This is a genomic window from Geodermatophilus sp. URMC 64 (assembly GCF_053502555.1).
On record NZ_CP199955.1, the window covers coordinates 4,402,432 to 4,414,672 of the forward strand.

Sequence of the window (12,241 nt, forward strand, 5' to 3'; positions counted from 1 at the left end):
ACGGGGCTATCCGACGGTGACCTGGATCTGCTGCATCACGGGCGTCCCGTTGACCACGACCGGCGGGTCGGCGCCCTCGACCTCGCCGAACTCGTAGGTGCCGATGGTTCCGTCGTCGAGGTGCAGCATCGGCCAGTAGGCCCCCGAGGCGATCGGCTCGTCGGCGGTGATCTCGACGTTCGTCGAGGTGCCCTCGGGGATCTGGGCGAAGTAGTGCACCGGGCCGGGCTTGCCGTTGTCGTCCTCGTGCAGCGCGATCCAGCCGCCGTCCGGCGCGCCCTCCAGGGTGACCGACGCGACGACGACGGTGGTGCCGTCGCTGTTCTGGTCCTCGGCCGTCAGGGTTCCGGTCGCGGCGGCCCCCGAACCGCTCGCCGACGAGGACGCCGAACCGGTGTCGGCGGCGCTGGAGGTGGCCGCGGACGTGCCCTCGTCGTCGCCGCCACCGCAGGCGGCGAGTGCGCCGGCCGCCGTGATGAGGATGGTGACGCCCAGCAGGAAGGATCGGGTTCGGGGAACGGCCATGGTGGCTCCTCCGGCGAGTGGCGGCGGGCGAGCGGCCGCCCGCGCACACGGGTGGTCATGAGGGGGCACGCGCGGAGCCGGGAGTTCGGTTCAGCCTGCGGGCACGGCCGGATACGGTGCGGTCTCGTGTTGATCGAGTCGCTCCTGGTCGCCGGCGTGGTGGCGCTGCCGCTGCCCGCGATGGCGCTCGGGGTGCGCGGCGTGAGCCGGCGGCGGGGGCTGCGCGCCGAGGACCGCGCCTCGTTCGTGACACTGGTCGCGCTGCGGGTGCTGGTCCTGCTGCTGGTGTTCGCCCTCTCGGGCATCACCCTGCTCTCGGCGATCGGCGCGATGATCCGCGATCTGGAGCTGCCGAGCCTCGTCTACACGTTCTTCGGGCTCGACCTGCTGCTCGGCCTGCTGATCCTGCTCACCTTCGGCCGGCGCGACCGGCGGCGAGTGCGTCGACCAGCGAACCCTGCAGCGCGGTGAGCCAGTAGTAGACGGCCAGCTGCTGGCCCTCGTCGCCGGTGAGGTCCTCGGGCGGCTCGGTGTCCTCGGTGATCTCCAGCCGGGTGCCCAGGGCCAGGCGCAGGTCGTTGCTGCTGCGCAGCCAGGCGGCGGCCTGGTCGGGGTCGAGCCGGACGTCGCCGCCGTCCGGCGGCAGGGTCGCGCGGACGGTGGCCAGGTCGTCGGCCTTGCCGCTGCGCAGCGCGGACTCGGTCAGCTCGCGGTAGTCGGCGGCCAGCCGCGGGTCGCCGCGGTGCCCGTCGGGCAGCAGCCGGGCCAGCACCGGGTCGTCCCCGATGTCCTCGGCGTCGGCGGCCAGCAACTGCTCGAGCTGGTCGAGCAGCAGCCCGAGGATGCCCGCCTCGGCGGGGTCCAGCCGGGCCACGACGTCGTCGCCCTTGCGCTTGAACGGCCTCATGAATCCCGCTGGTAGCTGGCCCACAGCCCGTAGGCGTGCAGCCGGCTGGTGTCGTGCTCCATGCGCTCCTTGGGGCCCGAGCTCACGATCGCCTTGCCCTCGTGGTGCACCTGCAGCATCAGTTTCGTGGCCGTCGCCTCGTCGTAGCCGAACAGCTCCTGGAGGACGTAGGTCACATAGGTCATGAGGTTGACCGGGTCGTTCCACACGACGGTGACCCACGGCCGGTCGAGGTCGGTCTCCTCGTCGACCGTGACGTCCGGGGTGCGAGCAGGCGCGAGCGGTCCGGCCACGGCCCCCACTCTAGGACGCCCGCCATCCCCCGGACGCCGACGCGGCGCAGCCCGCCTACGCTCCGGAACCATGCCGATGACCGAGGCGCCGCCGACGCATCCCGCGCTGCTGACCGACCGGTACGAGCTGACGATGGTGGCCGCCGCGCTGGCCGACGGCACCGCCGACCGCGACTGCGTCTTCGAGGTCTTCGCCCGCCGGCTGCCGCACGGCCGCCGCTACGGCGTGCTCGCCGGCACCGGCCGGCTGCTCGAGGCGCTGCCCCGCTTCCGGTTCGGGGACGACGAGCTGGCCACGCTGCGCGAGCAGGGCCTCACCGACTCCCGGCTGCTCGACTGGCTGGCCGACTTCGCCTTCACCGGCGACATCGAGGGCTACGCCGAGGGCGAGCTGTACTTCCCCAACTCCCCCGTGCTGATGGTGCACGCCCCGTTCGCCCAGGGCGTGCTGCTGGAGACCCTCGCGCTCTCGGTGCTCAACCACGACAGCGCGATCGCGTCGGCCGCGGCCCGCATGGTGGGGGCGGCGTGCGAGCGGCCGTGCATCGAGATGGGCTCCCGGCGCACGCACGAGGAGGCCGCCGTCGCCGCGGCGCGGGCGGCGTACCTGGTCGGCTTCGCGTCCTCCTCCAACCTGGAGGCCGGCCGGCGCTACGGCGTCCCGACGACCGGCACCAGCGCGCACGCCTTCACCCTGCTGCACGACGACGAGGCGGCCGCCTTCCGCGCGCAGGTCGCCACCCTGGGCACGAGGACGACGCTGCTGGTCGACACCTACGACGTCGACCAGGGCATCCGGACGGCGGTGGAGGTGGCCGGCCCCGAGCTCGGCGGCATCCGGCTGGACTCCGGGGACCTGCCCACGGTCGCCGCGCACGCCCGCGAGCTGCTCGACTCCCTCGGCGCCACGAAGACCCGGATCATCGTCACCAGCGACCTCGACGAGTACGCGATCGCCGGGCTGATGGCCTCCCCGGTCGACGGCTACGGGGTGGGCACCTCGCTGGTCACCGGCTCGGGCGCGCCCACGATGGGCATGGTCTACAAGCTGGTCGAGCGCGAGGGCGTGCCGGTCGCCAAGAAGTCCGAGGGCAAGAACTCGGTGGGCGGGCGGAAGAACGCCGTCCGACGGCACGACCCCCAGGGGACGGCGACCGCCGAGGTGATCAGCAGCGGGCCGATCGAGCCGCAGGACGGCGACCGCGACCTCGTGCTCCCGCTGGTGAAGGGCGGCACGGTGCTCAGCACCGCCACCCCGGCCGAGGCGCTGGCCGAGGCGCGGGCGCACCACGAGCGGGTGCGCGCCGCGCTGCCGCCCGAGGCCTGGGCCCTCTCCCGCGGCGAGTGCGCGCTGGAGATCATGGCCGCATGACGCGGGCACTGATCGTCGTCGACGTCCAGAACGACTTCTGCGAGGGCGGCAGCCTCGCCGTGGCCGGCGGCACCGCCGTGGCGAGCGCGATCACCGAGCACGTCCGCTCCGGGGCCGGCGGGTACGCGCACGTCGTCGCCACCCGTGACCACCACGTCGACCCGGGCGGCCACTTCGCCGAGCACCCCGACTTCCTGGAGACCTGGCCGGCGCACTGCGTCGTCGGCACCGGCGGGGTCGAGCTGCACGAGAACCTCGACCGCGAGCCGATCGAGGCGGTGTTCGACAAGGGCGAGTACGCGGCGGCCTACTCCGGGTTCGAGGGCCGGGCGGACGGCGTCCCCCTCGCCGACTGGCTGAGGCAGCACGGGGTGGACGCCGTCGACGTCGTCGGCATCGCCACCGACCACTGCGTGCGGGCCACCGCGCTCGACGCCGTGGGCTCCGGATTCGCCACCCGGGTGCTGCTGCCGCTGACCGCCGGCGTGGCCGAGGCCTCCACCGACGCCGCGCTGGAGCAGCTGCGCACCGCGGGCGTCGAGCTGGAGGGCGAGGTCCACCGGGCCTGAGGGCCAAAGTGGCCATTTTGGCCCTCAGGGTGCGGCATCGAGGACCTCGTCGCGGGTGAAGCCGAGCACCTGCAGGACGGCGTCGAGGTAGGGCAGGTTGAGCGCGGCGTGCGCCTGCTCGCGGACGACGGGCTTGGCGTTGAACGCGATGCCCAGGCCGGCGGTGTTGAGCATGTCCAGGTCGTTGGCGCCGTCCCCGACCGCGACGGTCTGCTCGAGCGGGATGCCGTGCTCGGCGGCGAACCGCGCCAGCGCCTTGGCCTTGCCGGGGCGGTCGACGATCTCGCCGACGAGCCCACCGGTCAGCCTCCCGTCGGCGACCTCGAGGGTGTTCGCCGCGGCGAAGTCCAGGCCCAGCTGCTCGGCGAGCGGGTCGGTGATCTGGGTGAAGCCGCCGCTGACGATGCCGCAGCGGAAGCCCAGCCGCTTGAGCGTGCGGATCAGCGTGCGTGCACCCGGGGTGAGCACCAGCGCCTCGCGCACCTCGTCGAGGACCTCGACCGGCAGGCCCGCCAGCGCGCCGACCCGCTTGCGCAGCGACTCGGCGAAGTCCAGCTCCCCGTTCATGGCCGCCGAGGTGATCCGGGCGACCTCGGCGGCCCGCCCGGCGCGGGCGGCCAGCTCGTCGATGACCTCGCCGCGGACCAGCGTCGAGTCGACGTCGAGCACGATCAGCCGCTTGCTGCGCCGGGCCAGCCCGGCCTGCTCGACGGCGATGTCGGCGCCGGTGGCGGCGGCGATGTGCGCCAGCTCGGTGCGCAGGGCCGTGGACTCGGCGCCGGAGACGGTGAGCTCGAAGCTGGTGACCGGGTAGTCGGACAGCCGGCGGATCGCGTCGATGTTGCCGCCCAGCGCGGCGATCGCCTGGGCCGCGCCGGCGACCGCGCCGGGGGGCACCGGCCGGCCGAGGACGATCACGTGGTGCGGACGGCCGGGCCGCTCCGGCTCCGGGTCGGAGGCCGGCTCGACCCGCACCTGCACCCCCGTGGCCGCCGACACCTCACCGGCCAGCCGCACCAGCCGGGCCAGCAGCGCGTCCTCGCTCTCCTGGCCGCCGCCGTCCACCGGCAGCTCGCCGACGACCACGCCGAGCACGAGCTGGCCGTGGACGACGACCTGCTCGACGTCGACGACCACCAGGGGCGACGTCCCGTCGGACGCCCCCGCCAGCGCGCCGAACAGGCGGGCCGTGACGCCGGGGCGGTCGACCCCGGTCACGGTCAGCAGGGCGCGGGGGCCCTCGCCGGTCACGACGGCCGGGATCTGCGGGGCGGGGTGGAGCGACACGTCGTCATGGTGCCCCACCGGCCGCGCCGCCCCGGGAACCGGCTCGGCGCCGTCCCCTCGTGGCGCACGAGCGCCGGCCGCCGGACACGCGAACGCCCCGCCGGCCGAGAGGCCGACGGGGCGGACGCGACGGACCGGGCGGCCCTCGTCAGCTGGGGTCGGGGTCGTTGGGCCCCTGTCGCCGGCCCTCGGTGAGGCCGATCTCGCTGACCCCGGCGTACGGCTCGTGCCGCTTGCCGGAGTGCGCCTCGGCGTGCAACCGCTCGACGAGGTGCGGGTAGTGCGCCTCGAACGCCGGCCGCTCCGAGCGGATCTTCGGGATCTCCAGGAAGTTGTGCCGCGGCGGCGGGGACGACGTCGCCCACTCCAGCGAGTTGCCGTGGCCCCAGGGGTCGTCGCGCAGCGCCAGCTGCCCGTACTTCCAGGACCGCACCACGTTGTAGAGGAACGGGATCACCGAGGCGCCGAGCACGAAGCTGAAGACCGTCGAGATCGTGTTCAGCGTGGTGAACTCGTCGGTCGCCAGGTAGTCGGCGTAGCGCCGCGGCATGCCCTCGTTGCCCAGCCAGTGCTGGATGAGGAACGTGCCGTGGAACCCGACGAACGTGAGCCAGAAGTGGATCTTGCCCAGCCGCTCGTCCATCATCCGGCCGCACATCTTCGGGAACCAGAAGTAGATGCCGGCGTAGGCGGCGAACACGACGGTCCCGAACACCACGTAGTGGAAGTGCGCCACGACGAAGTAGGTGTCGGAGATGTGCCAGTCCAGCGGCGGGGAGGCGAGCAGCACGCCGGTCAGCCCGCCGAGGAGGAAGGTGACCAGGAAGCCGATCGACCACAGCATCGGCGTCTCGAAGGTCAGCTGCCCCCTCCACATGCTGCCGATCCAGTTGAAGAACTTGATCCCGGTCGGGACGGCGATCAGGTAGGTCAGGAAGCTGAAGAAGGGCAGCAGCACCGCGCCGGTGGCGAACATGTGGTGGGCCCACACGGCCAGGGAGAGGAAGCCGATCGCCAGGGTCGCGAAGACCATGCCCTTGTAGCCGAACAGCGGCTTGCGGCTGAACACCGGGATGATCTCGGTGATGATCCCGAAGAACGGCAGCGCGATGATGTAGACCTCGGGGTGGCCGAAGTACCAGAACAGGTGCTGCCACAGCATCGGGCCGCCGTTCTCATCCGAGTAGATGAGGGCGCCGAGGTTGCGGTCGGCCAGCAGCCCGAACAGGGCGGCGGTGAGGATCGGGAACGCCAGCAGGATGAGGATGCTGGTGACCAGGGTGTTCCAGGTGAAGATCGGCAGCCGGAACATCGTCATGCCGGGGGCGCGCAGGCAGACGATGGTGGCGACGAAGTTGACGCCGCCGAGGATCGTGCCCAGGCCACTCACGGCGAGGCCGGCGATCCAGAGGTTGGCGCCGGCCCCGGGGCTGTTCACGACGTCCGAGAGTGGTGTGTAGGCCGTCCACCCGAAGTCGGCCGCACCTCCCGGGGTCAGGAAGCCGGACACGGCGAGCAGGCTGCCGAAGAGGAACAGCCAGTACGAGAAGGCGTTCAGCCGCGGGAACGCGACGTCGGGGGAGCCGATCTGCAGCGGCATGATCAGGTTCGCGAACGCGAAGAACAGCGGCGTCGCGAAGAACAGCAGCATGATCGTGCCGTGCATGGTGAACAGCTGGTTGTACTGCTCGGGTGAGAGGAACTGCAGACCCGGACGGGCCAGCTCACCGCGCATGAGCATCGCCATCAACCCGCCCACCAGGAACCAGGTGAACGCGGTCGTCAGGTACATCAGGCCGATGAGCTTGTGGTCCGTGGTCCGCAGCAGGTTCGAGAGCCGCGACCCCTTCTGGGCCACATGAACCGGGCTCGGCCGGCTCACGATGGGCGCAGGTGCGATCGTCACAGCCGGAGCTTAGACGGTGGCTGTCAGCTCGCCCGTCGGGTCCCTGGAGGCGCGCCGGGCATCGCGACCGGGTCGTGACGACCCGGCGGCGCGGCGATCACGACCGCGCGGACGGACCTCCGCGGCGGGCACACTCCCCGGCATGCCGAGGCCGATCGTCAGCCGCGCCCGGGTCCTCGCCTGGCGCCTGTCGGCCCACGGCCTGGCCGCCCGCCTGCCGGCGGAGCGCCGCGCCGAGGCGGTCCGCCCGGCCGGGTTGCGGACCGGAGGGCCGGACTCCGCCGTCGTCGGCTGGCACGCCCGGGCGGACGGCGTCGGGGCGGACGACGTCCGCGACGCCCTCGGCGCCCGCCGCTGGGTCGAGGCCCCGACCGCGCGCGGCGCCCGGGTGCTGGACCCCCGCGACCTCGGCACGCTGACCGCGGGCGCGCTGCCGGTCGACGACGACGCCCTCGTCGACCGGCTCCGCCGCCGCGGCGTGGCCGCCGGGCAGCACCCGGCCGCGCTGCTGCGCGACGGGGCCGACGCGGCACGGGCCGCCCTCGACGCGGCCCCCCGGACGCAGGGCGAGCTCTCCCAGGTGGTGACCGCCGCGCTGCCGCCGTCCGTCTCGGCCTTCTGCAAGCCCTGCCGTGCCGTGCACGTCGACACCGGGTTGTTCGCGATGGTCGGGCTGGCCGTCGGCTGGGTCCGTGCGGCCGACCGGGAGGACGGCGCCTTCGTCCGGCCCGAGCAGTGGCTGGACGACCCGCCGGTCAGGGATCCCGCGGCGGGCGCGGCGGCACTGCTGGGCTGGTTCCTGCGCGCCCACTCCCCCACCACCCCGGGCGAGCTGGCGACGTGGCTCGGCCTGGGCGCGGCCGAGGCGCGGCAGCGCTGGACCGCCGCGCCGGAGCTCACGGAGGTCGACCACGACGGCCGCCGCGCCTGGGTGCCCACGGCCGACCTGCCCGGGCTGACGGCGGCCGAGCCGGCAGAGGGGGTCCGACTGCTGCCGCCCTACGACGCGGCGCTCGAGGGCCCGGACCGGTCGACGCTGGTCCCCGACCGGGCGCAGCAGAAGGAGGTCTGGCGGATGGTCGCCAACCCCGGCGTCGCCCTGGTCGACGGCGCCGTCTCCTGCGCCTGGCGGGCCCGCAAGCAGGGCCGGCGGCTGGACGTGCGGCTCGTGCGGCTCGACGGCTGGCGGCCGGCCCACGAGCGCCGGATCACCGAGGAGCTGGCGGTCGTCGCCGCGCTGCGCGGGGCCGAGCTCGGCGACGTCCGCACGGACGCCACCGGCCCGGTCAGCCGACCGGGACCCAGGTCGTGACGTCGACGGCCACCGTGACCCGCACCGGCTCCGGCAGGGCGGCGATGCGCGCGGTCAGCTCGGCCGGGTCCACGTGCCGCGCGTGCGGGCCCATGCCCACGAGGGTCCGCACGGCCGCGCGCCCGAGCGCCAGCACCTCCCGGTGCCCGGCCGCGGCCACCGGCCGCAGGTGCGGCTCGAGCGACGCCGCGGTGCGGGCGCCCTTGTCCGGGTCGACGCGCAGCAGCCCGAGTGGCGTCACCAGCTCGGCGAGGTGGTCCGCGCCGGGGGTGACCACCACCAGCCGGCCGTCGGGGCGCAGGACGCGTGCGGTCTCCGGGCCGTTGCGCGGCGCGAAGACGACCAGCACGCGGTCGACGGCGCCGTCCCGGATCGGCAGCCGCGCCCAGGTGTCGGCCACGACGGCCATCGCCCGCGGATGCGCGCGGGCGGCCCGCCGGACGGCGTAGGGCGAGGAGTCGAGCACGATCCCGGCCGCGCCGGGCGCCCGGTCGAGGACGGCGGCCAGGTGGTGGCCGGTGCCGCCGCCGAGGTCCAGCAGCGTCCCGGGCGTCCCGCCGGCGAGCACCGCCGCGGCCAGGGCCGCCGTGACCCCGGCGTAGGCGCCGGCGGCCAGGAAGGCGACCCGGTCGGCGACCATCTCGGCCGAATCGCCGGACGGCGGCCGGTGACCCGGCGGCAGCAGGGTGACGTGGCCCTGCCGGGCCCGGTCGAACGCGTGCCCGGCGGCGCAGCGCAGCCCCTCGGCGGTCGCCGTCATGCCCGCGCCGCAGACCGGGCAGGCGAGCAGCGCAACCGCCCGTTCGGGCAGCGGAAACGAGGCCGGCACGTCAGCGCGGCACGGTGTGGAACGTGACCTCGTGCAGCGCGCCGTCCGCCGCGACGGCCGTGACGAAGGTGCCGTACGGCTGCCGGCGCCGGTCGGTCGGCGAGCCGGGGTTGAGCAGCCGCAGGCCGGCGGGCGCGGTGGTGTCCCACGGGATGTGGCTGTGCCCGAAGACGAGGACGTCGGCGTCCGGGAAGCGGGCCGCGCAACGCTCCTCCCGGCCCTTCTTGTCCCCCGTCTCGTGCACCACCGCCAGGCGCAGCCCCTCGATCTCGGCCCGCGCCACCTCGGGCAGCCGCTCGCGCAGCGGGCCGTGGTCGTTGTTGCCGTGCACCGCGACGAGCCGGCGGGACCGCTCCTCCAACCGGTCGAGCAGCGCGACGTCGACCCAGTCGCCGGCGTGGACGACGACGTCGGCCGCCTCGATCGCCGTCCACACGCCATGAGGTAGGTCACGTGCGCGCTTCGGCACGTGCGTGTCGGAGATCACCACGAGCGAAACAGGCACGACGACATGCTCGCAGCCCGCTAGGTTCATCGATCGGCCGGCGACCCGGCCGTTCCGTAACCGCTCCCGAGGACGACCTGTGACAGACCCCGCGACCACTTCCTCCACTCCCGTCGCCGAGGACCCCGGCGAGCCCTATCCGCGGCGCTGGCTGGCCCTGGCGGTCATCGCGGTGACGGTGCTGATGATCATCCTCGACGCGACGATCGTGAACATCGCGCTGCCGTCGGTCTCGGCCGACCTGGAGATCAGCGCCGCGACCCAGCAGTGGATCGTCACCGCCTACACCCTGACCTTCGGCGGCTTCCTCCTGCTCGGCGGCCGCATCGCCGACTTCTGGGGTCGCAAGCGGACCTACCTGGTCGGCGCCGCCGGCTTCGCGATCGCCTCCGCCGTCGGCGGCCTGGCGGTCAACGAGGGGATGCTGTTCATCGCCCGCGCGGCGCAGGGCGCGTTCGGCGCGCTGCTCGGGCCGGCGTCCCTGGCCCTGCTGACGGTCCTGTTCACCGATGCCAAAGAGCGCGCGAAGGCGTTCGCCGTGTACGGCGCGATCGCCGGCGGGGGATCCGCGGTCGGGCTGCTGCTGGGCGGCGTGCTGACCGAGTACGCCGACTGGCGCTGGTGCTTCTGGGTGAACGTGCCCGTCGCCGTCGTGGCCATCGTGGCCGCGATCCCCTTCGTGCCCGAGAGCAAGGCCCCCGGCGACTCGAGCTACGACGTCCCGGGTGCGGTCCTGGTGACCCTCGGCCTCACCTCGTTCGTCTACGGCTTCACCAAGGTCGCGCAGGCGGCGCAGGAGAACCCGACCGAGAACGCGTGGGCCAACGGCTGGGCATGGTTCTTCATCATCGGCGGGGCCGTGCTCGTCGCGGCCTTCGTGGTCGTGGAGCTGCGGGTGAAGAACCCGCTGCTGCCCATGCGGCTGATCCTCGACCGCAACCGCGGTGGCGCGTACCTCACCTCGACCCTGGTGGGTGCCGGCCTGATCGGCGCCTTCTTCTTCCTGAGCCTGTACTTCCAGCTGGTGCTGGGCTACAAGCCGGTGGAGGCCGGGTTCGCCTCGCTGCCGACCACTCTGGGCGTGCTCGTGTCCGCCGGCGCCGCGAGCGCCCTGGTCCCGAAGCTGGGGCCGAAGCCGCTCATGGTGGTCGGCGGCCTGCTGGCCGCGGGTGGCCTGTTCCTCATGTCCTTCCTGGACGTCGACACGTCGTTCTGGGCGCTGGCCTTCCCCGGTGAGCTGCTCCTCGGCCTGGGTCTCGGGTTCACCTTCGTGCCGCTGTCGAACCTGGCGCTGGTCGGCGCGGGCGAGCACGACGCGGGCGCGGCCAGCGCGGTCCTCCAGGCGGTCCAGCAGGTCGGCGCCTCGATCGGCACCGCGCTGCTGGCCACCATCTCGGTCGCGGCGATCACCTCGTCGCTGACCGCGGACCCGAGCAAGGGCGTCCCGAACCCGGCGGCGCCGGGCACCCTCGTGCCGGGGCCGGTCGCGCTGACCGACGGCTACACGACGGCGTTCGTCTGGGGCGCCGTCCTGCTGCTCGCCGGCGCGCTGGTCTCCGCCGTCCTGGTCAAGGCGACCAAGGAGGACCTGCCCGCCGAGGGCGACGCCCTGGTCCACGCCGGCTGAGTTCCCCGGCGCCGGTCGCCACGATCAGCTCAGCTCACCGCAACGCGTCCTGGCTCACCTCGCACCGTGAGCCAGGACGCGCGGGGATCAGCTGGGCTGATCGTGGCGGGCCGACGCTCAGCCGCGGTTCTGGGCGGCCATCGCCCGCAGCCGGGCGTTGTAGGCCTCGAGGTCGGCGTCGGCGTCCCGCTCGGCCTGGCGGTCCAGCCGGCGGCCGCGGCGCTCCTCCGACCCGGCCCACGAGAAGAACACGATGGCCAGCACGACCACGTTGGGCAGCTCGGCGAAGGACCAGGCGATGCTGCCGGCGGTGCCCTGGTCGGCCAGCAGGTCCACACCCCAGGACGACGGCGGCGCGGCGAAGGACCCGACGACCAGCGACCCGGCCATCATGATCGCGACGCCGAAGAAGGCGTGGAACGGGATCGGGACGAGCAGCTCCAGCATCCGGCCGGGGTAGCCCAGGGTCCGCGGCCACGGGTCCTGCCCGAGGATCGGCCCGAAGAACAGCAGGCCGGTGACCAGGAAGTGGGCCAGCATGAACTGGTGGCCGAGCGGGTTGGCCATCAGGTCGTCGAAGACCGGCGTGAAGTAGACGCCGTAGAGGCTGCCGAGGAACAGCGGCACCGTGAAGAACGGGTTGGCGAGGAACCGGGCGACCCGGCTGTGCAGCGCCTCCAGCAGCAGCGCCCGCGGCGCGCCCGCGGCACCCCTGCCGCGCGGCAGCGCCCGCAGCGCGAGCGTGACCGGGGAGCCGCACAGCAGCAGCAGCGGCGCGACCATCGACAGCACCATGTGCTGGGCCATGTGCACGCTGAACAGCACCATGCCGTAGCCGGACAGCCACGTGCCGGTGACCGCGAACAGCGACACCGCGCCGGCGGCGAAGGACGCCGTCCGCCACCACGGCCAGGCCACGCCCGAGCGGCGCAGCCGCACGACGCCGACCAGGTAGGCGACGAGTGCGACGACGCTCGCGAACGCCAGCAGCGACCAGCCGTCGAGGTGGGGCAGGAACATCCGGCCCCACGTGGGCGGCTCGTCGGGCATCCACATGCCCGAGTGGTCCGCGTGCCGCACCGACGCCTCCTGCCCTGCCGATCAGTTGT

Annotated in this window: 13 protein-coding genes; 5 read left to right on the forward strand and 8 right to left on the reverse strand. The window is 73.9% G+C overall.

All coding sequences use genetic code 11. The features are described from left to right. Window positions 1-6: 6 nt before the first annotated feature. Window positions 7-525 (reverse strand): DUF7282 domain-containing protein, encoded by a 519-nt coding sequence (locus ACWIYF_RS21420; protein ID WP_448624842.1) that lies wholly within the window; start codon window positions 523-525, stop codon window positions 7-9. A gap of 126 nt (window positions 526-651) precedes the next feature. On the opposite strand from ACWIYF_RS21420, the gene ACWIYF_RS21425 reads away from it, so the two are divergent. After that, window positions 652-996 (forward strand): hypothetical protein, encoded by a 345-nt coding sequence (locus ACWIYF_RS21425; RefSeq protein ID WP_448624843.1) that lies wholly within the window; start codon window positions 652-654, stop codon window positions 994-996. Here the strand turns inward: ACWIYF_RS21425 and ACWIYF_RS21430 are convergent. Together ACWIYF_RS21430 and clpS are read right to left on the reverse strand one after the other, a co-directional pair. Further along, a complete protein-coding gene (locus ACWIYF_RS21430; RefSeq protein ID WP_448624844.1) occupies window positions 935-1,432 on the reverse strand; it encodes a DUF2017 family protein in 498 nt (165 codons plus the stop codon). The two genes, ACWIYF_RS21425 and ACWIYF_RS21430, sit on opposite strands and share 62 nt — an antisense overlap. After that, the gene (gene clpS, locus ACWIYF_RS21435) at window positions 1,429-1,725 is read right to left on the reverse strand and encodes an ATP-dependent Clp protease adapter ClpS (protein ID WP_448624845.1); all 297 of its coding nucleotides are present in this window, start codon (window positions 1,723-1,725) and stop codon (window positions 1,429-1,431) included. The genes ACWIYF_RS21430 and clpS overlap by 4 nt, the downstream gene beginning before the upstream one ends. Window positions 1,726-1,795: 70 nt before the next feature. Between clpS and ACWIYF_RS21440 the strand changes: the two genes are divergently transcribed. Both ACWIYF_RS21440 and ACWIYF_RS21445 read left to right on the forward strand, forming a co-directional pair. After that, window positions 1,796-3,097, forward strand: a complete 1,302-nt coding sequence (locus ACWIYF_RS21440; protein ID WP_448624846.1) for a nicotinate phosphoribosyltransferase — start codon at window positions 1,796-1,798, stop codon at window positions 3,095-3,097. Continuing rightward, window positions 3,094-3,666, forward strand: coding sequence for an isochorismatase family protein (locus ACWIYF_RS21445; RefSeq protein WP_448624847.1), 573 nt, complete (start codon window positions 3,094-3,096; stop codon window positions 3,664-3,666). Before ACWIYF_RS21440 ends, ACWIYF_RS21445 begins: the two co-directional genes overlap by 4 nt. Before the next feature lie 24 nt (window positions 3,667-3,690). Here ACWIYF_RS21445 and serB read toward each other — a convergent pair whose 3' ends face one another. Then, a complete protein-coding gene (gene serB, locus ACWIYF_RS21450; RefSeq protein WP_448624848.1) occupies window positions 3,691-4,953 on the reverse strand; it encodes a phosphoserine phosphatase SerB in 1,263 nt (420 codons plus the stop codon). A 148-nt stretch (window positions 4,954-5,101) separates the two neighbouring features. Next, on the reverse strand, window positions 5,102-6,859 hold the full coding sequence (ctaD, locus tag ACWIYF_RS21455) for an aa3-type cytochrome oxidase subunit I (RefSeq protein ID WP_448624849.1): 1,758 nt from the start codon (window positions 6,857-6,859) through the stop codon (window positions 5,102-5,104). Window positions 6,860-7,001: 142 nt separating this feature from the next. On the opposite strand from ctaD, the gene ACWIYF_RS21460 reads away from it, so the two are divergent. Continuing rightward, the gene (locus ACWIYF_RS21460; protein WP_448624850.1) at window positions 7,002-8,171 is read left to right on the forward strand and encodes a DNA glycosylase AlkZ-like family protein; all 1,170 of its coding nucleotides are present in this window, start codon (window positions 7,002-7,004) and stop codon (window positions 8,169-8,171) included. Here ACWIYF_RS21460 and ACWIYF_RS21465 read toward each other — a convergent pair. Both ACWIYF_RS21465 and ACWIYF_RS21470 read right to left on the reverse strand, forming a co-directional pair. Then, on the reverse strand, window positions 8,146-8,982 hold the full coding sequence (locus ACWIYF_RS21465) for a putative RNA methyltransferase (RefSeq protein ID WP_448628782.1): 837 nt from the start codon (window positions 8,980-8,982) through the stop codon (window positions 8,146-8,148). The genes ACWIYF_RS21460 and ACWIYF_RS21465 overlap by 26 nt on opposite strands. Before the next feature lie 19 nt (window positions 8,983-9,001). Further along, window positions 9,002-9,535: a metallophosphoesterase family protein gene (locus ACWIYF_RS21470; protein WP_448624851.1), complete on the reverse strand. Its 534-nt coding sequence runs from the start codon at window positions 9,533-9,535 to the stop codon at window positions 9,002-9,004. A 49-nt stretch (window positions 9,536-9,584) separates the two neighbouring features. Between ACWIYF_RS21470 and ACWIYF_RS21475 the strand changes: the two genes are divergently transcribed. After that, window positions 9,585-11,132: an MFS transporter gene (locus ACWIYF_RS21475; RefSeq protein WP_448624852.1), complete on the forward strand. Its 1,548-nt coding sequence runs from the start codon at window positions 9,585-9,587 to the stop codon at window positions 11,130-11,132. Window positions 11,133-11,249: 117 nt separating this feature from the next. On the opposite strand, the gene ACWIYF_RS21480 is transcribed toward ACWIYF_RS21475, so the two are convergent. Next, window positions 11,250-12,212: a cytochrome c oxidase assembly protein gene (locus ACWIYF_RS21480; RefSeq protein WP_448624853.1), complete on the reverse strand. Its 963-nt coding sequence runs from the start codon at window positions 12,210-12,212 to the stop codon at window positions 11,250-11,252. Window positions 12,213-12,241: the final 29 nt, after the last annotated feature.